Annotated in this window: 24 protein-coding genes; 10 read left to right on the forward strand and 14 right to left on the reverse strand. The window is 55.6% G+C overall.

What is annotated here, in order from left to right; translation table 11 throughout:
* Positions 1-362: 362 nt before the first annotated feature.
* From AMUC_RS05410 to AMUC_RS05445, 8 genes are all read left to right on the forward strand, one after another.
* Entirely contained in the window at positions 363-4298 is a 3936-nt protein-coding gene (locus AMUC_RS05410; protein WP_012420049.1) for a TIM-barrel domain-containing protein, read from the forward strand.
* A gap of 382 nt (positions 4299-4680) precedes the next feature.
* Complete coding sequence (locus AMUC_RS12775; RefSeq protein WP_167525141.1) at positions 4681-5892, forward strand: 4Fe-4S binding protein; 1212 nt, start codon at positions 4681-4683, stop codon at positions 5890-5892.
* 261 nt (positions 5893-6153) lie between these two features.
* Positions 6154-6639: a LytR/AlgR family response regulator transcription factor gene (locus tag AMUC_RS05420; protein ID WP_012420051.1), complete on the forward strand. Its 486-nt coding sequence runs from the start codon at positions 6154-6156 to the stop codon at positions 6637-6639.
* A 159-nt stretch (positions 6640-6798) separates the two neighbouring features.
* Positions 6799-7638, forward strand: coding sequence for a DUF2589 domain-containing protein (locus AMUC_RS05425; RefSeq protein ID WP_012420052.1), 840 nt, complete (start codon positions 6799-6801; stop codon positions 7636-7638).
* 38 nt (positions 7639-7676) lie between these two features.
* The gene (locus AMUC_RS05430) at positions 7677-8483 is read left to right on the forward strand and encodes a hypothetical protein (protein ID WP_012420053.1); all 807 of its coding nucleotides are present in this window, start codon (positions 7677-7679) and stop codon (positions 8481-8483) included.
* A 9-nt stretch (positions 8484-8492) separates the two neighbouring features.
* Entirely contained in the window at positions 8493-9086 is a 594-nt protein-coding gene (locus AMUC_RS05435; protein ID WP_042448886.1) for a DUF2589 domain-containing protein, read from the forward strand.
* A 14-nt stretch (positions 9087-9100) separates the two neighbouring features.
* Complete coding sequence (locus tag AMUC_RS05440) at positions 9101-9331, forward strand: CpXC domain-containing protein (RefSeq protein WP_012420055.1); 231 nt, start codon at positions 9101-9103, stop codon at positions 9329-9331.
* The gene (locus AMUC_RS05445; protein WP_012420056.1) at positions 9328-9681 is read left to right on the forward strand and encodes a hypothetical protein; all 354 of its coding nucleotides are present in this window, start codon (positions 9328-9330) and stop codon (positions 9679-9681) included. Before AMUC_RS05440 ends, AMUC_RS05445 begins: the two co-directional genes overlap by 4 nt.
* Before the next feature lie 17 nt (positions 9682-9698).
* On the opposite strand, the gene AMUC_RS05450 is transcribed toward AMUC_RS05445, so the two are convergent.
* From AMUC_RS05450 to AMUC_RS05495, 10 genes are all read right to left on the reverse strand, one after another.
* On the reverse strand, positions 9699-10019 hold the full coding sequence (locus AMUC_RS05450; protein WP_012420057.1) for a DUF3820 family protein: 321 nt from the start codon (positions 10017-10019) through the stop codon (positions 9699-9701).
* Positions 10016-10720, reverse strand: a complete 705-nt coding sequence (locus AMUC_RS05455; protein ID WP_012420058.1) for an alpha/beta fold hydrolase — start codon at positions 10718-10720, stop codon at positions 10016-10018. Before AMUC_RS05455 ends, AMUC_RS05450 begins: the two co-directional genes overlap by 4 nt.
* A 16-nt stretch (positions 10721-10736) precedes the next feature.
* Entirely contained in the window at positions 10737-11342 is a 606-nt protein-coding gene (locus tag AMUC_RS05460) for a MarC family protein (RefSeq protein ID WP_012420059.1), read from the reverse strand.
* Positions 11343-11536: 194 nt separating this feature from the next.
* Positions 11537-12112: a hypothetical protein gene (locus AMUC_RS05465; RefSeq protein ID WP_012420060.1), complete on the reverse strand. Its 576-nt coding sequence runs from the start codon at positions 12110-12112 to the stop codon at positions 11537-11539.
* Positions 12109-13749 carry a PA14 domain-containing protein gene (locus AMUC_RS05470; RefSeq protein ID WP_012420061.1) on the reverse strand — a complete coding sequence of 547 codons (1641 nt, stop codon included), beginning with the start codon at positions 13747-13749 and terminating at the stop codon, positions 12109-12111. The genes AMUC_RS05465 and AMUC_RS05470 overlap by 4 nt, the downstream gene beginning before the upstream one ends.
* A 409-nt stretch (positions 13750-14158) precedes the next feature.
* Positions 14159-14566 (reverse strand): hypothetical protein, encoded by a 408-nt coding sequence (locus AMUC_RS05475; protein WP_012420062.1) that lies wholly within the window; start codon positions 14564-14566, stop codon positions 14159-14161.
* A 67-nt stretch (positions 14567-14633) separates the two neighbouring features.
* Positions 14634-15599 carry a GDSL-type esterase/lipase family protein gene (locus AMUC_RS05480; protein WP_012420063.1) on the reverse strand — a complete coding sequence of 322 codons (966 nt, stop codon included), beginning with the start codon at positions 15597-15599 and terminating at the stop codon, positions 14634-14636.
* Positions 15596-16654 carry a hypothetical protein gene (locus tag AMUC_RS05485; RefSeq protein ID WP_012420064.1) on the reverse strand — a complete coding sequence of 353 codons (1059 nt, stop codon included), beginning with the start codon at positions 16652-16654 and terminating at the stop codon, positions 15596-15598. Before AMUC_RS05485 ends, AMUC_RS05480 begins: the two co-directional genes overlap by 4 nt.
* On the reverse strand, positions 16651-17271 hold the full coding sequence (locus AMUC_RS05490; protein WP_012420065.1) for a hypothetical protein: 621 nt from the start codon (positions 17269-17271) through the stop codon (positions 16651-16653). The genes AMUC_RS05485 and AMUC_RS05490 overlap by 4 nt, the downstream gene beginning before the upstream one ends.
* Positions 17272-17337: 66 nt before the next feature.
* Positions 17338-18111, reverse strand: a complete 774-nt coding sequence (locus AMUC_RS05495) for an Hsp33 family molecular chaperone HslO (RefSeq protein WP_012420066.1) — start codon at positions 18109-18111, stop codon at positions 17338-17340.
* Positions 18112-18313: 202 nt separating this feature from the next.
* Between AMUC_RS05495 and AMUC_RS05500 the strand changes: the two genes are divergently transcribed.
* Both AMUC_RS05500 and AMUC_RS05505 read left to right on the forward strand, forming a co-directional pair.
* Positions 18314-18817 carry a peptidylprolyl isomerase gene (locus AMUC_RS05500; RefSeq protein WP_012420067.1) on the forward strand — a complete coding sequence of 168 codons (504 nt, stop codon included), beginning with the start codon at positions 18314-18316 and terminating at the stop codon, positions 18815-18817.
* Positions 18818-18897: 80 nt separating this feature from the next.
* Positions 18898-20892: an ABC-F family ATP-binding cassette domain-containing protein gene (locus AMUC_RS05505; RefSeq protein WP_012420068.1), complete on the forward strand. Its 1995-nt coding sequence runs from the start codon at positions 18898-18900 to the stop codon at positions 20890-20892.
* An 87-nt stretch (positions 20893-20979) separates the two neighbouring features.
* On the opposite strand, the gene AMUC_RS05510 is transcribed toward AMUC_RS05505, so the two are convergent.
* From AMUC_RS05510 to cysS, 4 genes are all read right to left on the reverse strand, one after another.
* Positions 20980-21630, reverse strand: coding sequence for a PEP-CTERM sorting domain-containing protein (locus AMUC_RS05510; protein WP_012420069.1), 651 nt, complete (start codon positions 21628-21630; stop codon positions 20980-20982).
* Positions 21631-21967: 337 nt separating this feature from the next.
* Positions 21968-22882 (reverse strand): DMT family transporter, encoded by a 915-nt coding sequence (locus tag AMUC_RS05515; RefSeq protein ID WP_012420070.1) that lies wholly within the window; start codon positions 22880-22882, stop codon positions 21968-21970.
* Positions 22882-23220, reverse strand: a complete 339-nt coding sequence (locus tag AMUC_RS05520) for a cupin domain-containing protein (RefSeq protein ID WP_012420071.1) — start codon at positions 23218-23220, stop codon at positions 22882-22884. The genes AMUC_RS05515 and AMUC_RS05520 overlap by 1 nt, the downstream gene beginning before the upstream one ends.
* Positions 23221-23224: 4 nt before the next feature.
* The gene (gene cysS / locus AMUC_RS05525) at positions 23225-24640 is read right to left on the reverse strand and encodes a cysteine--tRNA ligase (RefSeq protein ID WP_012420072.1); all 1416 of its coding nucleotides are present in this window, start codon (positions 24638-24640) and stop codon (positions 23225-23227) included.
* Between the last annotated feature and the right edge of the window lie 114 nt (positions 24641-24754).

Here is a 24754-nt window from a genome sequence, read left to right on the forward strand (position 1 = left end):
GCGGTATTCCTATTGGCACATGCAGGCAGTTTCCGGTGCCTAGGGAATGTATTGCCGGGGGTACAATAATGGCTTCAGCCTGCCGGATTCATATTACGGTTTTATGCCGTGGAGAAGAAATAACGTCATCCTGGAAAGGCAACCTTTTATGAACAGGTATTTTATGAACGTGTGGAGCGATCGTGCGCCGTTACTGCCGTCTTTGGCCTTGTTACGGTTGCGGACAAAGGGTATGGTGCGGCAAGATAACCTGCGCCATTAGACGGCATGATGAATGAAAGCGGTCTGCTGCCCTTCAGGAGACGACCGTTTGCATCCTTCCCGCAACGCCGTTCCGCTGAATAATATAAAACACTACAATAATGGGAAACTCAATAGACCATGGCATGTTCCGGAAGTCCGTCCTGCTGGCTTTCGGATTGTCCATTTCCTTCTCGGGCTTCGCGCTTGCCGCATCGGAAGAACCGGTTTCGGAGCAACAGGCCCAGGCCGTTGAAGGCGCCAGAAAAATCAATCCTGCCGCCGTGGAAGTGTTGCTTGACAACAACCGCCGGATGACGCTCGATTTTTACGGAGACAATGTTTTCCGGATTTTCCGGGATGACAGAGGCGGTATTATCCGAGATCCCAAGGCGGAACCGGAAGCCCGCATTCTGGCGGACAGTCCCCGGAGGCCGGTTTCCCGGCTGGATGTGGACCAGCAGGGCGATGCGGTTGTCATCACTACGGGGAAGGTCAGGATTGAGATAAATAAAAAGACCTCTCTTTTCAAGGTGATCAATCTGAAGGATCATTCCGTGGTGGTGGAGCAGGCGTCCCCCGTGCTTTTTGGAAAGGGCAAAACCAGCTTTTCCCTGAAGGCGAAGCCGGACGAATATTTTTACGGCGGCGGCGTACAGAACGGCCGTTTTTCCCACAAGGGAAAGGTCATTTCCATAGAAAACCAGAACAGCTGGACGGATGGCGGCGTGGCTTCCCCCACTCCCTTTTACTGGTCCACCGGCGGGTACGGCGTCATGTGGCATACCTTCAAGAAAGGGCAGTATGATTTCGGTTCCAGGGAAGAGAATCTGGTGAACCTCTCGCATGATGAAAATTATCTGGATGTCTTTTTCATGGTCAGCGACGGGCCGGTCAGCCTTTTGAGGGATTTCTACCAGCTTACTGGCGCTCCCGTTCTGCTGCCCAAGTTCGCCTTTTACCAGGGCCACCTGAACGCCTATAACCGGGATTACTGGAAGGAAGATGAAAAAGGCATCCTGTTTGAGGACGGGAAACGGTACAAGGAAAGCCAGAAGGATAACGGAGGCATTAAGGAATCCCTGAACGGGGAATTGAATAATTACCAGTTTTCCGGCCGCGCCGTCGTGGACCGTTACAAGGCCCATGACATGCCGCTGGGATGGCTTCTGCCGAACGACGGCTACGGAGCCGGGTACGGCCAGACGGATACCCTGGACGGCAATATTGCGAATTTGAAGAGCCTGGCGGACTACGCCAGGAAAAACGGCGTGGAAATCGGTTTGTGGACCCAGTCCGACCTGCATCCCAAGCCGGAAATCAGCGCTTTGCTCCAGCGCGATATCGTGAAGGAAGTGCGGGACGCCGGAGTGCGCGTGCTGAAGACGGACGTCGCCTGGGTAGGCGCGGGCTATTCCTTCGGTCTGAACGGTATTACGGACGTAGCCCAGATCATGACTTACTACGGGAATAACAGCCGCCCGTTCATTATTTCCCTGGACGGCTGGGCCGGAACCCAGCGGTATGCCGGCATTTGGTCGGGCGACCAGACGGGCGGCGTCTGGGAGTATATCCGTTTCCATATTCCCACCTACATCGGCTCCGGCCTTTCCGGGCAGCCCAATATCTGTTCGGACATGGACGGCATTTTCGGCGGAAAGAACCCGTTGGTGAACGTCCGCGATTTCCAGTGGAAAACGTTCACCCCCATGGAACTGAACATGGACGGCTGGGGAGCCAATGAGAAGTATCCCCATGCCTTCGGGGAACCTTACACCTCCATCAACCGATGGTACCTCAAGCTCAAGTCGGAACTGCTTCCGTACGCTTACAGCATTGCGGAGGAATCAGTTTCCGGCCTGCCCATGATCCGGGCCATGTTCCTGGAATATCCCAATCCCTACACGCTGGGGAAAGCGACGCAGTACCAGTTCCTCTACGGCCCTTACTTCCTGGTGGCACCCGTTTACCAGGAAACCAGGGCGGATAAGGAGGGGAATGACGTCCGCCATGGCATTTACCTGCCGGAAGGGCAGTGGATTGATTATTTCACCGGGGATTTGTATGAGGGCGGCAAGATTTACAATGATGTTGACGCTCCTTTGTGGAAGCTGCCCGTGTTCGTTAAAAACGGCGCGATCATCCCTATGGCGAACCCGAGCAACAATGTCTCGGAAATCAATCCCAATCTGCGCATTTACGAACTTTATCCGCACGGCAGCACCTCCTTTGCCACGTATGACGACGATGGCGTGACGGAGGAATACAGAACCGGCAGGGGCGTCCGCACTCTGGTGGAGTCCAGGGTGGACGGCAAAAACAACGTGACCGTTACTGTTCATCCGGCGGTGGGGGATTTCGACGGCTTCCAGAAAAAGAAGGCCACGGAATTCCGCATCAATGTGACGCAGAAGCCGTCCGGGGTTTCCGCCAAAATCGGGGGAAACAGCATCAACCTGGCGGAAGCGAATTCCCTGGAGGATTTCAAATCCAGGGAGAATGTTTATTTTTATGACCGGGCTCCCAACCTGAACAGGTTCGCAACGAAAGGCAGCGATTTTGAAAAAAAGGTGATCGCCGGGAATCCGCAATTGCTGGTGAAGCTGGCCGCAGCAGATATCACGGCGGCCCCTACGGTGCTTTCCGTGAAAGGGTTCCGGTTTGAACCGGCTGAAAAGTACCGCCTTTCTTCCGGAGCCCTGACCGCTCCCGCCAATGCTGCGGTGACGGAGGAAAATGCGGCGGCCTATACCCTGAAGCCCACGTGGGACGCCGTCCCGAACGCCGATTTTTATGAAATCGAGTTTGGAGGAATGCTGTACACCACCATCAAGGGAACGGAATTCCTGTTTGAGGATTTGGAGGCCGAGACTCCTTATTCCTTCAAGGTGCGGGCCGCCAACCGGGACGGCCATTCCGCGTGGACGGCCGTCAGCGCGAAGACGAAAGCCAATCCGCTTGAGTTCGCCATTCCGGGAATCGAAGGTGAAACGAGCGTGGAAAACCAGGGCAGCTCCCTGGCGAAGCTGTTTGATTTCAAGGAAAAGGATGTGTGGCACACGAAGCATGATGCGAAGGCTGTTCCGTTTGACCTGGTCATGGACCTGAAAACGATTAACAGGCTTGAGAAGTTTCATTACGTTCCCCGCGAGGACGGCGGCAACGGAACGCTGCTGAAAGGCGCTGTTTATTACGGCATGGACCGGGAGAACTGGACGAAGGCAGGAACGTTCCAGTGGGATAAAAATGGAGACGTGAAGATATTCGGCTTCAAGGATGCTCCCACGGCGCGCTATATCAAGCTTCATGTCACGGAAAGCGCGGGTGATTACGGCTCCGGCAGGGAAATCTACGTTTTCAAGGTTCCGGGTACGGAAAGCTATTTGCCGGGCGATATCAACAACGACGGCAAGATTGACCGGAATGACCTGACTTCCTACATCAACTATACGGGCCTGCGGAAAGGCGATTCCGACTTTGAAGGCTACATCAGTAACGGGGACATCAACAAGAATGGCCTTATTGACGCTTACGATATTTCCGTGGTAGCCACCCAGCTGGAAGACGAAGCCGACCAGCCGCAGGAAGAAGCCGACAAGAAAGATGAGGAAGAGGATAAGGCGGGAGGGGACGACGAGAAGAAAAAATCCGCCGAGGAGGCAAAGAAGAAAGTCCGCGTGGACGGAACGCTTTTGCTTAGTGCGGATAAGAAAAGGTATTCCAGGGGAGATGCCGTCAAGGTGTCCGTGAAGGGCCGGAACCTCCGGCTGGTGAATGCCCTGAGCTTCGCTCTTCCGTATGACCCCAAGGATTTGGAATTCGTGGGCGTGGAGGTGAAGAACATGAAGAACATGGAGAACCTGACGAACGACAGGCTTCATACGAACGGGACCAAGGCCCTGTACCCCACCTTCGTCAACATCGGAGACAAAGAGCCTGTGGAAGGAACCTCCGAACTGTTTGTGCTGAAATTCAAGGCTCGTCGCGATATGAAGTTCCAGCCGAAGCTCACGGACGGCATGGTGGTGGATAAAAAGCTGAACACCAAAAAATTGTAATTTAACATCCTGATACGGCTCCATGCCCGGCCAAACGGCGGCCGCGCATGGAGTCTGCCGTTCCGGCGGAGTGTTTCCGCAGTATTCATCGCTGTGGAGCGGTGTTCTTCCGCGTGTTTCGAAAAATCCGGACGGAGCGGCGACGCGGAAATATTTTCCTGCCTCGCGTTTCCGGCGGAGCGTGATGCAATGGGGCTATCTTAACAGGCGGATGAACCGTTTTTTTCTGGCGCGACCGGTCTTTTCCCTTATGTTGGGGGCACCAGACAGGCCCCACGATGCCATGACCGGCCCCGGACTCATCTCCTTGTTCTGTTTTTTGATAACGGCCGCCTATTTTTTGCGCGGCGGGATGTGTGCGGGCGTTGTTTTGTGCATGGGCTTGGCGTTTTTTTCATTTTCCCGTCGCGGCTGGCTTCGCAGGAGCGTCACGTTTCTGCTGCAGGTTTCCCTGCTTTTCTGGGGGGCGGAAGCCTGGCGTCTGGCCAGGCTGTGGATGATGGAAGGGGGGCCTTTCCTGTTCTGGACTTCCATTCCGGCTGCCGCGCTGTTGCTTCATGCGGCGGCCATTCTATGGCGGAGGCGCGGAGAAAAGAATTTGCCCGTCCCGGAGCTGGCCCGCAGCCGCGTATTTTCCGTTTCCGTATTGCTTCTGTTTTTGCTGGATGCGCTGGTTCCTTTCCGTTTGCTGATGGGGGAGCGCATCTTGCCGTGGCAGGGGGCTAATGGGCTGGCGATTCTTCTCCTGGCCTGGTGGGGCGGCTATTGCGCGGAAGGTTTGTTGAATCCGCAGACGTCTCCGCGCAGGCGGCAGGTGATGTGGACCGTGTTTGCCTCCGCTTTTTTTCTCCAGTTTCTGCTGGGAGTGACGGTGGCTCCCTCCCTGTTGATGACGGGGAAGCTCCATATTCCCGTGCCGTTTATGATGATTTCCGGCCCGGTTTATCGGGAAGAAGGTTTTTTCATGCTGGCATTGTTCAGCGTATCCGTCCTTATGGCCGGGAGTTCCTGGTGCAGCCATTTGTGCTACTTCGGGGTGTGGGACTGCCTGGCCGCCGCTTCTTCCCGCAGGAAGGGGCATCCGGTGCCGGGTGGGAAAAAAGCCTGTGACTGGAGGTGGTTTTCCCTTGCCGCGGCAGTAGGGATTCCCCTCCTTTTGTCCGTGTGGGGCGTTCCGCTGGGGTATGCCCTGGCGGCGGCGTTCGCCGTAGCTCTCACGGCTCCATTTGCCTGGAAGAGAAGTTCCGAAAACGGTGTGCGGGAATATTGCAGCAGGTTCTGCCCCATGGGGCTGGCCGCCAGTTTGCTGGGCAGGCTGTCCCCGTGGCGCATGCGCGTCAGGGAGACATGCACCGGGTGCATGCGGTGCGCCTCCGCCTGCCGTGATCTCGCCATCTCGCGCGGGGGCGGGGCCTGCCGCATTTCCCGGCGCTGCACCTTGTGCCGCGACTGTATTTCCCGGTGTCCGCATGGCGCTTTGAGCCTCGGCATGGCCGGCCCCTTTTCCTCTGTGCCGTCCGTGCGGGCGGATATGTATTTTGTAACGCTGGTTTCCGTCATGCATGTGGTCTTCCTGGCCACGGCTCGAATCTGATTTTATGTTGCCATGAGAGATTCCTGCTCCCTGGAGTATCCGTTTTGCGGAGGATGGATGGCATCTGTCCATTAGGAGGCTTTTTCAGAGCTGCCGTCAGAGGGATTCAGGCAGCGGTGCAGGAGGGGGACGGCCCTGAATTCATGGAACGGCATGGTTCCCTCTTCCCATCCGAAAGAGTGGATTTTGGTTTCAGAAGGTCATTTTTGTTATTCATTGAGAGATTTATTGATGATTTAAAGTTTTTGTTATGATTTTTGAATGACCGTTCAATTTATTAAAGTCACTAAAAAAGATAGGGTCTGCTATGCTCCGGTGCCGGAGCCGTTGGAAGAGGGGGATAAGCTGGAAATCATGGAAATGAAGGATGAAGCCCTTTTCCCGCCGGCAGGGAAAAACGCAAGGATTTCCCTATCCAGGAATCCCATGGTATTCGTGAAAATGAATGACGGATTCCAGCGCATCCTGATGAAGAATATCCTGTATGTGGAGGCGGGCGGAAGTTATTGCACGCTGCACGTGCACGGCATGCCGGCTATCCTGGTATCCGCTCCGCTGGCGCGGGTATCCGAGCATCTGGATGGGGAATATTTTATCCGCGTGCACCGTTCCTACCTGGTTAACAAGCTGCATATAGAATCCATTGCGGGCAACTTCCTCCAGGTGGGCGTCGTTGCCATTCCCATCAGCAAATTCATGAAGAAAAAAGTGCTGGGCAGTTTGAACATGCTGTCGTTTTCCAAATAAGTTCCGGCCTGCCGCACGGGCTCCTGCGGCGTTCCGGGAAAGCGAAATGGAACGGCCGGAAAGGCGGGATGGAAGCAGAAACGGAATGGCCGCATCATTCACGACGTCGCCGGAAGGCGGCATATCAATGAATCTAAACCAGAAATAGAAATTAAATATATGGCAATTGACAGATCAGCAGCAGAAGCGGCGACTTCCTCCCTGCAGTCGCTGCCTTTCGGCAACATCATCGGCGGTCCCCTGGTCGCCTGTGTGGAAGCACAGGCCCAGGCGGCCCGGACTTCCTGGGAATTCATCCAGAACGTGGGCCTGTACGCGGATGGGGAAGAGAAGAAGACGGTGAACGTTTCCTTCCAGTTCATCAAGGACGGCCGCATGGCTCAGATTACGGTTCCCCTTCTGACCATCGTCCCCATTCCCTATATCGCCATTAACTCCATCGACATCAATTTCAAGGCGAATATCAGCGCGTCCGCCGCCAGTACGGAGACGGAAAATTCCTCCAGTTCCGTAGACACCAGCGTTTCCGCCTCTGCAAGGTGCTTTTGGGCGCGCGGCAGCATGAATGCCAGCTATTCCAGCAAAAAGGACTCCTCTGCGACCAGGGATTCCAAATACAGCGTGGAATACACCATGGACGTAGCCGTCCATGCCGGACAGGACAGTATGCCTGCCGGGATGGCCAAGGTGCTGGAGATGCTGAACAATAGCATTTCCGTCGTTTCTCCGGAAGGGTTCCTGGACGTGCAGCATGCCATCCAGGACGACGGAACCGTGAAATTGATAACCTCCTACAAAAACAGGGAGGGGCTGTTTGACCCGGAAGCCATCACCCTGCGGATAGGCGAAGCGACGGAAATATTTGAAAACGGTGCGGGGAATGAAGCCAGGATTGTGAAAACGGATTCCGGCAAGGAATACACACTTTCCAGGGAAGACGCCAGAAACTGCACGGTGAGCGCTGGAGAACTCAAGAGGAAGGTGGCTGTAGGCGCCTGATAACCGAACCATAGCGATTTCTCCTCCATTCCAGAGCCATGTCCCGTCTTAATCTCATCGTGGAATCCCTGCTGAAGGACATTATTGAAGCGCAGCATGCGGCAAACTGCCACGCGGCATCACTGGCGCGCCAGTATGGGAAGAGAGGCCGTGCGTGCGGTTTCCCGCTTCCCAGCGCCCAGATAGGCTCCCTGGAATTCGATTTGAAATATGCGGTGACGGGAACTTCCGGGGTGGAGGAGAAACAGGTTGCGGACACGGAGCAGTGGAGCCTGTTCCGGCAGGAACTGGAAGAGCGCGTGCCGGCGTTTGCCATCCGTTCCATTGTGATGGCCGTGGTGCATTCCAGCCTTCCGGACGACGAAGCGAGAAGCGACTTCTCAAGCCTGCTGGCCAGGGAGGAACAGTGGAAAAAGAATTTCTGCTCCTACCTGGGGAAGAAAATTTCCGCAGCCGTTTCCGCTCATGAGGGCGCGCTCCTGAAGGCGGAACCCGGGCTGGACAGGGGATTGCTGCTGGAGCTTCTGGCAGGCGTCGCGGAAAGGGAGTTCATGGATAATCCGGAGCTGGAGGACCTGTTCCAGGGAACCCGGGGAGACCCCCTCAGGCAGGAATGCCGCGCCAATCTCCGGGAAGGCCTTTCCTCTTTCTTGGCCGCTCTGGCGGAAAAGTACGTCCTCACCAGGCAGGAAAGCAGTGTGGTGGTGGATGTGGAAGTAGAGGCGGACAAGCTGAAAAAGATGCCGGAGGAAGCCGTGCAGACCCTGCGCCTGAATATATCCCCTGCTTCCATTCCCTCCGTTCTGGCGGAGCAGAATGATGTTTCCGGGTTGTCCGCGCAATAGTGATAGATGATGAGTGATTCTACAAATAATAACAAGGTGAACGGGCACATTATGAGCCTGCAGCAGCTGATTTCAGCGCCGCTGGTCGCAACGATTGACGCGGATGCGATGTCCACGGAACGCTACATGAAGCATTTCATGTCCCTGGCCTTTGAGTCCTACAATCCTGTGGACGGTTCCACCGGGGCGTTGAGGTTGATCAGCTTCAATTTTACGGACAGCGACGCTTCCGGCGGCGCGGAAAAGAAGGTCAGCGTGCCGCTCGTCAGCCTGGTGACGCTGCCGCTGCTGCAAATCAAACAGGCGGATTTTGATTTTGACATCAATATCATTGACGCCGTAGCCGCCGCGCCGAATGAACATTTTTCCCTGAACAGGGGAGAGGTGGAGTCCCCCGGCGGAAAAGAGCGGGATGAAGGGCTGAATTTTCGGGCTTCCCTGGCTCCGCAGTCCGGGAGAGGGGCTTCTTCCTCCCTGCAGGCGAACATGAAAATCCATGTCTCCATGCAGCAGGCTGACATGCCTTCCGGCCTGTCCCAATTTCTCCAGCTGGCTTCCAGGCCGCATTATGAGGATGTCCCTTCCCGGGAAAAGAATGATTAATTGAAAAAAACGATATGGACCAGAAAACAACTTATTCCTACCAGCGCACTCCGGGCCTTGACTGCCCCAAATGCGGGGTGTATTTCCCCACGACCATTCCGGACTTGCTGTCCGGCTCCATCAGGTGCCCTTATTGCGGCCTGACGCTTTACATTGACCGGAAAGAATCAGGCCATGCCATGCAGGCCCTGGAAAATTTCCAGAACGCATTAGACAAGCAGCTTCCCTCCGCCTCCCTGTCATGAAGAAACCGTTGATTATCCTGTCCGCCGTGCTGTGCATGGTTCTGCCGTCCTTGTCTCCGGCGGAGATGCGGCAGCGGGAACCCCGCCAGCTTGCCGCCGCCTGGCAGGAAGTAAAGAAGCAGATAGCAGACGACGGGAAAACCATCCGTGTGAGGGACGGCATTCAAGCGCTTGAACTCCTGGCGGAACTGGGGATCTCTTCCGTTCCGGCGGACGGCGTCAGGCTGTCCCGCGGCAGTCTGACCATTGTGGTCACGCGTGGGAAGAAAGAGGACGGGATTTTTTACGTGCTGGCTGTTAAGGAAGAAGGGGGCGCAAGCCTGGAAGTGAAGATGGTTCCTCCTTCCTGATTTGCCGGAGAGGAAGGTCATTCATTTTCAAAATCCCACACGCGGCGGCGGGCGTTTTTCTTCGTCCGCCCGCCGTTGGCTTTCCGGAAGGGGTCAAAAAGAGAGTCCAGCCCGTTCCCTTTCAGCAGCAGGCACTGTTCCATCAGACGGCCCAGTTTCCCTTTCGGGAACCCTTTGGCCTGGAACCAGGCCAGATATTCCTGGGGGACGTCCATCAGCGGACATCCCTTGGGCGGGTATTTGGCAGGACCGTACATGCCGAAAGGGATATGGGTCTGCGCGATTTCCTCCACCAGTTTTCTCAAATCTTCCGCATCTGGTATTTCAGGATCGTTCATAGGTTTTGCAGAATAAATGGTTGCAGGCATTCCGCCAGCCTTTCCGGCGTTTCCAGGGGAAGCCGGTGGCCGGCATGAGGGATGATGACGGCTTGCCCTCCTGCCATGCGCCGCGCCAGGGCGCTGAATCTGGCATCGCGCTGTCCGGCAATCCACAGCTGGGGAACAGGGGATTGCTTCAAAAGCGGGGCCAGGTTTTCCTGTGCGCCCGCGGACCAGTCAATAAAGGCGCGGGAGATGGATTTGCGCCACGGTTTCAGGGAAGAACGGTCCGGAGGCGGCGGACTGCCTTCAAATACGCCCTGGGCATCCCATTCCTTCAAAAAATTTTCCCAAGATGCGGAAAGGCATTGGACGGCCCATTCCGCATCCTTCGCCCGCCGCGCCGCCCGTTCCTCTTCATGTTCCAGGCCGGGATTGGCGCTGACGAATATGGCTCCTTTCCAGAGAGGGGGATGGGCCAAAACGGCCTGCATGGCCAACCTGCCCCCCAGGGAATAGCCGCAGATGAGGGGATGACGATCCTGGGAGGCTATTTCGGAACAAAGCACGCGCCCCATATCCTTCAGGCTTTTGGGGCAGCATTCCAGATACCTCCAGAGGTTCAGGGCGCGAGCCTCCACTCCTCCGGCACGAAGAAAATCCATGACGGGTTTCCAATCCGCCGGAGAACCCAGATTGCCGTGCAGAAGCCAAAGCATGGTCGGAACCGTCTTTCTATTTGACGCCGTAGCCGGCGAGGCCGTTCATAAACATCTGGACGGAAATCATGATGAGCACCATGCCCATCATCCGTTCCAAGGCGATTGTCCCTTTTTCTCCCAGCAGACGCAGGAACTTCTGGGCGATGAAAAGCACCATTCCGGAGAGGAACCAGGCGGTCACGATGGCCCCGGCATAGGTCATCTGGGAAATGCTGTCCGGAGTCTGGGAGGCGTGCAGCATAATGATGGACAGGGAAGAGGGGCCGGCCATCAGGGGCATGGCGATGGGAACAATGAAGGGTTCGTCTTTTCCGTCCGCTCGTCCGGAAGAAGAAAGCATATCCTTGGCGGGGAAGACCATGCCCAGCGCTACGAGAAACAGCAGGATGCCTCCGGAAATGCTCAGGGTGGAAGGTTCCAGCCCCAGCAGGTTCAGCAGGAATTTTCCGGAAAAGAAGAAAAGGAGCAGCAGGCTCAACGCAAATACAAGCTCCCGTGTCAGAATAGCCTTCTGCTGGGCGGGCGAGTATTTTTTCAGCATTCCCTGGATCATGGGCGCCAGACCCACCGGGTCGATGACGATGAACAGAAGAATAACAGTGGAAAGGAAGTCCTGCATGGGATATGCCCCGTTGTAAACGATACGGGCGTGTACGTCAAAGGGAACCGCCAGCAGTGGAAATTTTCTCTGCCCGGATTGCTATTTTCTTCACCAGCGCAGGAGCCGGGCCTTTATGCCTGGAAAGCGATTTGAGGAATTCTGGGGAAACTTTGCGTAGGAGACCATAGCTTTTTAATAAAACAGAAAAGCTATTAAGGCAAGGCTCCTTTGGGAGACCGGCTCACTGTTTCAAAATCTGCTTTCCCTACATACTCCCTTCGAACACCGGAGTTCGCAAATCCATCCTTGAATCTGACTTCAAGCTCGTACCTCTTGTTATTGCGAAGGTGCTCTAAATACGTCAGCAACAAATAAGCTTCCTGGATGGGAACTTCATGCTTTTCTCCCGGCTGCAACGTAATGAAACGTATGGAAAACGGTAGACGTTCAACTGTATACAGGGGACTATACCAAGCTAAAGGCTTCTTTCCATCGCTTATTACGCTCCCTATACACCCAATTCTTTTCCCGCCTTCCTTTCGCCATATTTCGATGTGGATATTAGGGCTATGATCCTTCAGGGGATAAAAGTCGTCGAACAGGCGCACGGTCTTTTCGCCCTTGTTCGTGAACACCAGCTTGAAGTCAGGGAACGTCTCTCTTGTGTCAAACCGGGTCTTTTCCATCACCACGGAACATTCCACTCCGTTGTCGGCCATGTCCCCCCACGCCGCAGCATGGAGGGACAGGTTTGCCAGAAGTATTAAATACCGGAAGATTTTTTTCATTGCAGCGCGAGCCTGGCCGTCGCCCGGAGCATCCCCCGGAAACAATCCTTACCCTGCTGATTATAGTAGCGCGTTTCCAGTTCACAAGAACATTGTTTCCAGCCTTCCAGATCGACTTCATCCAGACACACCGGAATCGTGACGCTGTATTCCTGGCCGGGGGCCAGTTCCCGGTAGTTCAAGGAACGATTGAAGGTTATTTTCCCGACTTTCCTGTTCAGGACGCGGAAGTTCCCCCGTTCCGTCCTCAACACCGTCAGGAAGAAATAATCGGCTGTTTCGTCGTTGATTTCGTCCGGAATCCGGACAGGCTCGTTTCCTTCGTTGCGGAAGCGGACTGTGATTCTGCCCTCCCTGAACCGGGAGGTATCCGCAATGGAGAGGGTCAAGGGAGCCTGTTCCCCCGCAGCAGCCACGCTGCGGGCATACATGCCGTTGACGGGCGGAAGGAAACAGGGCGGTTCAATCGTTCCCGGTTCCGTGACTTCATCGGGTACCCTGCTCCATCCATTGGCCTTTGCCTGGGCAATAATCTTCCGGGTCGCCTCGTTCAGAACTTTTTGTCCGGCACAGTAGGGACGATCATTGGCATCATCCGGCAATACCAAGACATAGTTATAGACAGCGTCAGAATACATATTCCTCAACTCGGTAACGAATGGCTGCATATTTTCCAGAAACTCTTCCATTTTCGGAACTTTTTCACAAGATTCATGCTTCATTTCAAGCGTATCCTGTATTCTCAAATTGTCCCAGTAGAATTGGAAGGCGTCATTAAATTCTCGGCGGTGGTGTTCCTCGTGGGCGAGGGATGCCTCCTGAGTATGCCATGCGCCGAGTCTATGAGACTGGTAACGGTTCATTTCATTGACAGCATCTATAGCTTCTTCTTCGGTGACAGGGGGATTTTTAAGGGCATCCCTGTATCCTCCCGTGCGCAAGAGAATCCTGGAACCGGCGGAAACTTGCTGCACGCGCAGTCTCCACTCGTCGAGCACTTCATCCTTGCAAGCCGTTACAAAAATCTGGGGGGGAATGATATACGTTTCGCATATGCCTTCGCTTTCTTCAACGACAGGAGCAGGTTCTTCGAGCGTCACCTCCACTTTCCTGGACTCTTCACAGGTGATGGTGGATTCCTTTTCAATCGTCCACAATTTGATTTTGGGGGACGGCGAGAATTCGCGTTTCATCGTCGAGTTGCCTTCATACTTCCCTGCCTGAATGGGTTCCCTGTCCATCGTGACGTTGAACGCGGCAGCGTTGTTGCTGACGGGGGGGTAGGCGTTGTTGGTCCACGACAGAGCCACCTTGTAATAGCCCGCTTTCAGGTATCTGGCACCAGTTGCCAGATTCAGCTTGCCGTTGGGCTTCGTTCCATCCTTCTCACAAAGTTTCTCGTTGGCAATGGAGATGCTGCCTGTGTCGTCGGCTTCCACGCCGAAATAATACAGGCCGTCTTCCTCGACCTTGATGAACATTTCCGGCGCTCCGGCGCAAGTGGCGTGCTCGCACGCCGAACCGTCAAAGTTGAACTCCATCGCGTCAACTCCGAGTTTCTGCGGGATGAGAGCCTGCTCCCCGTCGCAGATAAGCTTCGGGCCGACCGCCTTGTTCAGGGGTATATAATTATTCATGTTCCTGATCGTTTCCTGTTTGAGAACTAACCATTTAGCTCTCAAATGAACATAAGGAATTCCAAAAAGAACAACAACACGTCCCGGACGTGATGAAGGAAAAATCCCCGATTATCTCCAATAAAAATGGCGGATGCCATTCAGCACCAGCCATATATATGTTAATAGTTTGGAACGTATCGCTACGCTTGTGTATGAATTAAGCTAGACCCTACAGGGGCTGGTAGCCCCGTTCCTCCTGCCGGATGAGTTGCCCCTCCGGGATACAGACTCTTTACATTTCCGTTTTCGGAAAAAGTGGGGTTTCTGAAATACGGATTCAAGGCAGTCGGGAAAAATAATACGGAAACGCCCGGCACGGAGGCTTGTGACGCCGGACGGGCATTGGATGGTATTTCCGTTCCCGGAGTTACAGAAGAAGGTCCTGGATGTTGTCCGAGGAGATGACGCCTGTTTCCGTGGAGGACAGTACGCAGAGGGCGTCTACCAGGTTTTCCTGCCCCAGAGCCAGCCCGGCTTCTTCCACCAGCACATCGTCAATATTCAGGGTAGCGATGGAAAGGGGAGCCGTTTCCGGGGCAGAAGGTTCCATCAGGGCTGCAATGCCGATGACGGCAGCCACCAGGGCCGCCGCAGCAGCTCCCCAAATGCGGAAGGAATGCCGCTTGAAGTGATGAATGGATTCCACCGGAACGGCGGGAGCGCATTCTTCCCTTTCAATACGCATCATGACCTTGCGGGCAAAATCGTCCCCCGGCGCAGGTTGGGAGGCATGTCCCAGAATCTGCCAGAGTTTTGTATCGTCCTGTTCGTTCATGGTTGTGGTTCCGCTGAGGGTTCTATGAAGAAAAACACCGGAAGATGGGTCCGGTTTCTTGCCGGCGTCATTTTTCCCGTTCTGCCGCCTGTCTGATGACGGGGGCCAGTACGGCGGCGATGCGTGCGTAACCGGCCGCAGAAGGGTGCAGTCCGTCGCTGGAAAGCTCTTCCGGGACGTATCCGTCGCTATTAGCCATGACGCGTCCCGGTTCCGTATAAATGAAATTTTCTTCCGCGGCCAGGCGATTCAGGAGGAGATTGATGCCGGCAATGCGTTCCGCCGTACCTTCCCGGGCGCTGTTGCGCGGGTAAAATCCCTGGAGGATGATGACGGCTTTTGCCAGTTTGCCGGTGATTTCCCGGCAGACGGCACGAATGCCTTCCAGGATTTCCCCGTCCGTGTTTTCCGCAAGGTTGTTCGTGCCCAGGAGCACCACGCAAACGGCATTGTCTTCCGCACCGTCTAGTTCTCCGTGGCGGAGCCGCCACAGGGCGTTTTCCACCCGGTCGTAGCCAAACCCCAGATTGACCGCCCGCATTCCCGCCGTGCACAGGTTCCATGTTTCCGGGGATTTTTGCAAAATGTCCCGGTGCGGTTCATCCACGGGCGCACCTCCCCAGAAATGCGTGATGGAGTCTCCGATGAAGAGGAGGTCCGGGTGTGTTTCGCGCACGATGCGGCATGCGGCTTCATGCCGGGACGCCCAGTCGTAAATCATGAAGTCCCGGTCCTGGGTGCAGGGAATCAGCGTGGAGGGTACGGCCCGGGCGGGAGGAGGTCCGGGCATGATGAAGGTTTCCGGGGCTGTAATGCCGCGCTTTCCCCGGAACAGGCGGAAGCGGATGCGCGCGCCGGGCGGGGCCTGCACCGGAGCCAGATAGCGGCCCTGCGTGCAGAGCATGCGGGGAGAGTCCGCATTCACGTCTATTCGGATGACGGCTTCCGGGGGAGCGTTCACCGCGGTAAGTACCAGTTCTCCCGCCTCATTCAGGGAGGCGCGGATTCCGGGGGGTGGGGATGATTCTGTCATGAGACGTCGCGCATGTGCTGGCGCATTTGCCTGCGTCCGATGGAGTTCGGCCCGCGGCTGTCCTGCATGCAGTAGTTCACGGGGCGGCTCTGGGAGGCGCCGTGGGGAGCGCCCAGGCGCTTGTCCGGCTCTGACGGCAGCAGATGCACCACTCTCTTGTTTTTCCAGACCAGCCAGAGCACCACTATGGCCGCCAGTGCGGAGATGTGCAGGATGATGCCGGCTACATTGGCCAGGGAGAAGGTCATCCAGGCTTTCATCATGGCATGGAGGGAGGATTCTTGCGTTTCCTCCGGTTCCTGGATGGTGATGTTGGCTTCCGGGATGCTGGCAGGGTTGTCAGGCTCCAGTGCGGGAAGGGTGGGCCTGGGGGCGGATGCCATGTCCGCCTCCGTTCTTCTGGCCAGGGAAATCATGGCCTCAATGAGTTCGTCCTGCGGATTGGTGAATCGGGAGGCGTCCTGCTTCACCTGGTACAGGAGATCCCTCCGTCCCGCATCCCCAAGCTGGGAGCTCAGCTCCGGATCCAGTGCGATCTGGGCGCTTTTAATATCCCCCATGTGGAAATGGAGCAGCAGGTTGCGCTCCTTGTTCCTGAATATCTGGCGGGCGATGGTGGGAGCATTGACGGAAGGGGGGACTTTCTGCCCGGCCGCGAAGATGCTGACGAACAGGTTGACGTTGTAGCGGGATTTGATGAGCTTGATAAGTTCGATGACGTCATTGCTTTCCACTTCCGCAAGAAGCTTCTGGGGGTCAATCAGGCCTGTGGAGGTGCGGATGTAGTCCGGCAGGAAATATTCATTGACGTCCGTAAAGTCCTCCGGAATGGGATCCACTGCGGGGGAGTTTGCATTGGCGGCGGGTTCCGGCATGGGGTCGGAGGGAGCCGCTGCCGCATCCACAGGGGGCAGCAAGGGAGGGTTGGCATTCCACCACGCGCCTCTCATCAGGGATTGCTGGTCGCGGTTGGTCCATTTCAGGGCGGGTAATTCCTGGGCGGGAGCCGGAAAAATGGACGCCGCCAGCAGGCATGGGAACAAAAAGGGGTTCATGCGCCTCCTCCTTTCCGGTCCTCGGGGGTGGGAAGCGTTAATCCGTAGCGCATGGGATGCCTGACTTTGGAGCGCGCTTTCCTGGCTACGAGCTGGACGGCGTTTTTCATGATGGACCCCGCAGCCTGGAGCAGCATGCTTTCCCGCAGGGGAATGCGGGCTTTCATGATGGATTTGTTGATCAGGTCCGGCTCTACATAAGGGTCCAGTTCATAGCCCCACATGAAGCAGGCCGTGTCCGTGCGCACGTCCAGCACCAGAACCAGGAGCCACTGGGGATCCAGCGGTCCCTGATGGTTGGGGAAGCCGGCCTCATCCACCGTCAGGTGGTTCATCGTCCAGAAACTGTGCGGAATAAGGGAAAAGGGCTCCAGGATGTTGGGGAAATAGACGGACAGGAGAACGGGGGGGATGCGGCGTTCCAGTTTCTCCAGCAGGGCATTCAGCTTTATGCGGTCCTGTTGTCGGAGAGCGCCGGCGTTGTCGCATACGCGGCGGTAGGGTATGGCGTCTTTGCCGTATTTTTTGTCCAGGTTTTCCAGGGAAAAACCGCAGTGAGGGCACAATGATTCCGCCCCGCGGTGGAAATTATGTAAACACTTCGGACAAGTCGGCACAAGGAAAGTTTAAGCACGAAGTTCGTTGCCGAAAAGACTAATTGTCAGAAAGAAATCATGTATGTCTCAATCTTCCAGATTTTCTTTCGTGACACGGTAAATGGCGGCGCATCTGGGGCACGTGACTTCCAGCTCCTCTTCTCCCTGGAACAGGTCTTCCTTGTTTTCCTGAAGGGTCTTGAGCGTGGGCAGGATGCGGTCCAGCGTGCAGCCGCAGTAAAAGCGGAACCGGCGCGTTTCCAGCACTCGGGTATTTTCATCTTCTTCCAGATGGGCCATTTTCTCCCGGGTGAGGGAAGCAAGCCATTCTTCATCCGCGTCAGGCTGGGCCGTCACCATGGTGTAGCATTCATCCGGGAGCTCAATGCAGCGGGCGTTTCTCTGTTCGCTTTGCCTGTAGAATTCCTCCACCCATCGGGCCGGAGACGTTCCCGGAATGGGTACGACGGAGTATTGCGGTTCAAACCCCTTGCGGAGCAGGGTGGAATACAGCGTGTTTTCTTCAGGTTCCTTAATGTCCTGTGTGAAGACGCGCCCCACGACGGATTCCGTCAGGGAAGAACCGGTGACAAACAGGTTGGCGACGGCAGGCGTCCGGAGATTGACTGTCCAGGCATGTTGCTCCGCCCAGGGCCGTGCGACCATGTAAAGGGTGAAATAGGCCATGAGTTCTTTCAGTAGGCTGTCGTAGAGTTCTTCGTTGCGCAGGCCGTACTGCATGAGGTGAAGGTAGTAATCCGTAAACAGTGGAGAAAATTTTGACCTGAGCGCCAGACAATTGCGTCCGCGGACAAAGATGGATTCAACTGTAATGAATTCTTCTACCAGTTCTTCGCTCATGCCATTCAAGTTCGGTCTTCCTTTGTGGAAAATCAACCGTTCCTCCTGTCATTAGGGTCTATCATGACAGGTAGGCGCGGCGGCGGTCTTTTTCCCGGCATGGAAAGAGGCGGAAGAGTGGCTGGAGGGAAATGACGGAGGGGCCCGGGGACTGCACGCAATAAGCCTTTACCATGCCTTTCCGCGCGTTTAACATATACCTATGGCAACTGACAAAAATATCACCATCCATACTTCCAAGGGCGACATCAAGCTGACGGTGTTTGCTTCCAAGACGCCCGTGACGGCGGCTTCCTTTCTGAATCTGGCGTCCAGGGGATTTTATGACGGGCTCAAATTTCACCGTGTGATCCCGGATTTCATGATTCAGGGCGGCGATCCCACCGGCACGGGCATGGGGGGGCCCGGCTACAGGTTTGAAGACGAGTGCCGCCCGGACCTCAGGCATGACGGCCCCGGCGTGCTTTCCATGGCAAACGCGGGCCCCGGCACCAACGGTTCCCAATTCTTCATCACCCATGTGCCCACCGACTGGCTGAATGGCAAACACACCGTCTTCGGCAAGGTGACGGAAGGTCAGAGCGTGGTGGATTCCATTAAGCAGGGAGATACCATCTCCGGCATTACGATTGAAGATAATGCGGACGATCTGTTTACGGAACAGGCCGACCGCATTGCCGCGTGGAACAAGGCACTTGGTAAGTAACCTCATTCCGGCATTCACTCGGCGGAGCGCGGCGCGGGGACGCCCGTTCCGCTGTTTTCCTCTCTCTGCTTTTTCAGTACATGGTTCTGTCTGTTCAAAACCTGCGTGTGCAGTATGGCGCGCGCGTCCTGTTCAATGACCTTTCCTTTACAGTGGAGGATGGGGAAAGAATTGCCCTCGCGGGCCATAACGGCGCGGGGAAATCCACGCTGATGAAGTGCATCGCCGGTTTGAATGAACCGGATTCCGGCTCCATTATCAAATCCAGGCATTCCCAGGTGGGTTATCTGCCCCAGGAAGGAATTCATATCCGAGGGCGCAGGCTGATTGATGAAGCCATGTCCGCCTTTGCGGACCTGATGGATCTTCAGGAGCGCATTGATGTCCTGACGCGGGAAATGGCGGGGCTGGATCCCCGTTCCGCCGCCTACTCTGAAGTTCTCAATGAAATCGGGGAATTGGAACTGGTGCTGCATGCCCATAATTCCGCCCGGCTGCGTCCCCGGACGGAATCCATCCTGCGCGGCCTGGGATTCAAAGACAGGGATTTTGACCGGGATTGCGGAGAATTTTCCGGCGGCTGGCAAATGCGCATCGCATTAGCCAAACTGCTGCTCCGGGAGCCTGAAGTGCTGCTTCTGGACGAACCTACCAACCATTTGGACATCCAGTCCCAACGGTGGATGGAACAATATCTGCGCTCCTACCGGGGCGCTATCATCCTTATTTCCCATGATGTGGCGCTTCTGGATGCCCTGGTTTCCCGTACGATTGCTTTTTACCACGGCCGGGCGGAGGAGTACGCGGGCAATTTTTCCTATTTTCTGAAAGAAAGCGTGCTGCGGAAGGAAATTCTGCTGCGCCAGAAAAAGGCTCAGGACCGGGAGATTGCCAAAACGAAGGAATTTATCGACCGTTTCCGTTATAAAGCCACCAAGGCTTCTCTGGTTCAGTCCCGCATCAAGCAGTTGGAAAAAGTGGAACTGATTGAGGTGGAAGAGGATGATGCCGTCATGAACTTTCACTTTCCTGCTCCTCCCGCTGGCGCCCATTCTGTGGTCAGGCTGGAAAAGGTTTCCAAACATTATGGTTCCGTTTCCGTTTTTGAGAATGTGGATTTTGAAATCGTCAAGGGGGACCGCATTGCCATTGTAGGAGTAAACGGGGCGGGGAAATCCACATTTTCCCGCCTTATTTCCGGCGGAGAGGCCCCCAGTTCCGGCAGCGTGACCATGGGACGCCATACGCAGGTAGCTTTTTTCTCCCAGACGCATGCTGATGATCTGGATCCGGATAAAACGATTTTGGAATGCGTGGAAGCTGCCGCCACGCGGGAATCTGCGCCCATGGTCCGGAATCTGCTTGGCTGTTTCCTGTTCCGGGGGGATGACGTACACAAGCGCGTTGGCGTGCTTTCCGGAGGCGAGCGCTCCCGCGTGGCGCTGGTGTGCATGCTTTTGCATCCGGCCAATTTCCTGATTCTGGATGAACCGACCAATCATCTGGACATCCAGTCCCAGCAGGTGCTTCAAAAGGCTCTGTCCGAATATCCGGGTTCCTACTGCATCGTTTCCCACAACCGCAGTTTTTTGGATCCCATCGTGACGAAAGTGCTGGAATTTGTACCGGGAGAGAAACCGCGCGTTTACCTGGGCAATGTTTCTGATTATTTGGAAAAGGTGGAGAGGGAGCAGGCCCTGGCTGCCGCAGCCGCCTCACCCCCCTCCGGAGCGGCGGAACCGGGCGCCGGATTGGATCGCAGGGCACGCAGGCGCATGGAGGCGGAAATCCGTCAGAAGAAGACGCGCCTGCTGCGTCCGCTTCAGGAGAAACTGGAGCTGCTGGAAGAAGAAATAGCGCGGCTGGAAACGGAAAAGACGGAAATTACTTCTCAATTGGAGCGTCCGGAAGTGGCGGCTGATACGGAAGCCGTCATGGAGCTTACCTCCCGTTTTCAGCAGACGGACCGGCAGCTGGAAACCTGTTTTACACAATGGGCTGATCTTTCGGAAAAGATTGAAGAGACGGAAGCCCGCATTCAAGAAGAGGCGGAAAGAAACGTTTCCGGAAGCTGAGAGGATTTCTCAACAAAAAACAGGGCTGTTTCCGGGAACAGCCCTGTTCGGACAGAGGAAAAAATCAGAACTTCAACGCTTTTCCGGTTATACCCGGCGGCGCAGAAGCAGGGCGGCCATGCCAAGCAGGCTGAGGGAGGCCGTCGCCGGCTCCGGTACCGTGTCCCCCTGAAGATTCAACTGGGAAAGCCCCAGGAAGGTTCCTCCGGTGTTGGGAGCCTTGGCATTCACGGTGAGGGTAAAGGTTTCCCCCGCACTAACTGTGACCGGGGTATTGAAGCTGGCTTCCTGGATATCGGCCGTCGGCGTGCCGTCTTTATCAGCCTGGACTCGCTCAAAGCTCAGGTCAGCCGTGGCGGAGGAATCTCCGGCAGTCAGCGTAACGGTAGCGGTTCCCGCTTTAGTATCCGTATTGCTATGACGCTCCCCGCTTGCATTGACGAATTGAAAACCTAGGCTGAGGGAAGAAAGGACGATGTCCTGCGTAGCTGTGAAGGAAAAAGTGACAGTCCAACCGGTTTCATTTCCATTCATTTGGAGGTTGGGAACAAGAAGATCCGCTGCCAGATTGTTGGAGAGGGCGGTGGAAGGAGTGGTGAGAGTGACGGAAGCATCTTCCAGAAAATCGCTCCCAGTAGTAATGCTGGTTTGATGAAACTGGGTTTCATACAGAGTGGACGCCGCCTGTACTCCGGAAATACACAATAAAAATGTTGAAATGAAAAGAAGACTCTTCATAGCTCCATGTTAGCGGATTAGATATCCGGTGACAGAGGATAGGAAAATGGGAATGGATAAATACACACATTACTAATGATTTATGAAAATAAAATTTTATTGTGTATTAAACACTTTCCAAATTTTTCCTCTTTTCCCGTGGTGAAACTCGTTTTTCTTCAAAAAATTTTGTTGTCACCGGATATCTAATCCGGAGGCAATCTTTCCTGCGGAGTAATAAATGAATATTTGTCCGCTGCGGAAAATCATCAGCCTGACATGGCCTGGAAGGGTTTCCGCCCATTTCCATGCAAGGGGAAAAATAGAGGGAACCGGCCCGGGAGAAACCGGCTTTCTTTCAGGATAGCCTTTTCTTCCCGCTTTTCCGTGTTTTTTTTCTGTACTCTGAAATCGTGACGCCGCACAGGGTAAGCAGAATCCCCGCCAGGGATATCCAGGTCAGGCGTTCCCCCAGAATGATGGCTGAGGCCACCACGGTTACGACCGGTATCATGTAAATGTAAACGCTGGATTTGACGGCTCCCAGAATTTCCACCACGCGGTTCCAGGTCAGAAAGCACAGTGCGGAGGCGAACAGACCCAGATACAGCAGATTGATGGCATTGACGGGTTTTGCCATCAGGCGCCAGTCCATGTTTGCAGGAAGGACCCACAGGGCGGGAATCATCAGTGCAATGCCATAGAAGAAAATGCGGCGCGTGCAGATGATCATGTTGGATGTGTTGACGCCGATTTTTTTCATCAGGATGGAATACGCCGCCCAGACGAAGGCCGCGCCCAGTGCCAGGATATCCCCCGCCGGATTCAGTTCCAGAACGAAGGCTCCGTTTGCCATGATAAGGAAGATACCTGTAAAGGCAGCGGAAAAACCCAGGAAGAAACGGCGTGAAAAGCCTTCCCCCTTCAGCAGGAAATGGGCCAGAAGGGCTGTGAAGAAAGGAACCACGGCTACGATAATGCCCACATTGGAGGCGAAGGTATAGGTCAGGGCGATGTTTTCCAGCAGGAAGTACAGGGTAACCCCGGTCAATCCCGCTCCGGCGAACAGAAGCTCCTTTTTCCAGCCGGAGAATGGAAGAACCCGCGGTTTCAGGCACCAGAGGAAGGCATATCCGATCACAAAGCGGGTAAAGAGAACCGTGACGGGGGTGAAATCCCGCAAGAGCACCTTGGTGGAGACGAAAGTGGTTCCCCAGATGATAATGGTCATGAGGGCGGCGGCATGGCCCAGGGTGCGCTGTCGGGAACTCATTAAATTGACGATGTGGGGGAGGAAGGCGTTTCCAGCGTCAGTCCCAGGATTTCCGCCGGTTCCGTATTCCTGTTCCAGACGGCATGGAGAACGCCGCCGGGAACGAGCTGGGATTCGTACTCGTGAACCGTTCTTTCTTCTCCGTCAAGCATGACAGAAATCGTTCCACGGGTGACAATGAATAAATGAGCGTGGGCATGGCGGTGCGGGGAAAGGGGGCCGCCGCCGCCGGGGGCTATTTTGGCGAAGGCTCCGCCTCTCAGGATTTCCTGCCTGTCCATGAACAGGTTCCTGGCCGTGAAGCCCGTATGATTGGGAATAGAGGAAAAGGCGTCCATTTGTTTATTTGCGTGCCAGGTCGTATCCGTCCTTGCGGTCTTTAATGACCCAGCCCAGCGCTGCCACTTCCGCCCTCAGGCGGTCGGCTTCCGTCCAGTCCCGGTTCTGCTTGGCCTGCCAGCGCTGATCCGCCAGGGTGCGGATTTCTTCCGGGGCTTCCTCCTGTCCCTCCTCCGGCAGAATAATGCCGAAGGCGGCCAGAATAAAGTGGAAGGCATTCCGCAGGCGGGCCGCCTCCTCCGGTGAAAGGGAGGGGATATCCGCCTTCCTGATGGCGCTGAAAACATGGCCCAGGGCTTCCGGAGTGTTTAGGTCATCGTTCAGGCTGTCCCATGCCGGCTGGAAAATTCCCAATTCCGGGAATGCCGCGCAGAATTCCTCATAGGAGGGAACGGAATCCGTTCCGGAGGCGTTCCTGAGCTGCATATCGAATTTGGACAGGCGGTTCAGCGCGGCTTTAGCGTCTTCCAGAGAGGAAAGGGTGAAATTCAACGGACGGCGGTAATAGCCCCCCGCCAGCACGTACCGGACCGCGGACGGCCTGTGGCCCAGTTTGTCCAAATCCGCCAGCGTGTACATGTTGCCCAGGGATTTGGACATCTTGCCTCCGTCCACCAGCAGGTGCGTGATGTGGAACCACAGGCGCGCGAAGCCGCCGCCGCAGGCGCAGCGGGACTGGGCCACTTCGTTTTCATGGTGGGGGAATACCAGATCCACGCCGCCGGAGTGGAGATCAAAGTCATTGCCGAAGTATTTATGGATCATGGCGGAGCATTCCAGGTGCCAGCCGGGGCGGCCTTCTCCCCAGGGAGAGGGCCAGAAGTTGTTTCCGTCTTCCGGCCTGCGGCTCTTCCACAGCACGAAGTCTGCCACGGAGTCTTTTTCATATTCGTCTGCGTTGGACCGGGTATTGGCGGTTTTTCCTAAATCCAGTTCACGTTCGTCCAGGTGGGAAAGCCTTCCGTATTCCGGGAAGGAAGAAATTCTGAAATACACGGAACCGTCTTCCGATACATAGGCATGGCCCTTTTCCACCAGTGTTTGAACCATCCGTATTTGTTCGGGAATATGGCCCACGGCGGAGGGTTCCGCATGGGGAGGCAGGCAATTAAGGGCGGCACAGTCCCGGTGGAACAGATCCGCCCAGCCTGCGGTGAATTCCGCCAGAGAAACGCCAGCCTTTTGAGAATCCCGGATAGTTTTGTCGTCCACATCCGTCAGATTGCGGATATGCGTGGTGGGCACCCCCCCCAGTTCCAGGACGCGGCGGAAGACGTCCTGCATCACGAAAGTGCGGAAATTGCCGATGTGGGTAGGGCCGTACACCGTGGGGCCGCAACAGTAAAAGCGCAGTGTTTTTCCATCCATGGGAGAAATGTCCTGGGCCGTTCTGGTGCGGGTATCGTAAAGGTGTAACATGGCGGAACGATTAGAAGGGAAGAGGGCTTCCCGGTCAAGCGGGAAAAGAAAGCCGGGGATCCGCGGTTGTCCGCGTCCCCGGCTTTGAAGAAATCAGAGGATGGCGGGAGAAAA

The sequence above is a fragment of the Akkermansia muciniphila ATCC BAA-835 genome, from assembly GCF_000020225.1.
Lineage (GTDB): Bacteria > Verrucomicrobiota > Verrucomicrobiia > Verrucomicrobiales > Akkermansiaceae > Akkermansia > Akkermansia muciniphila.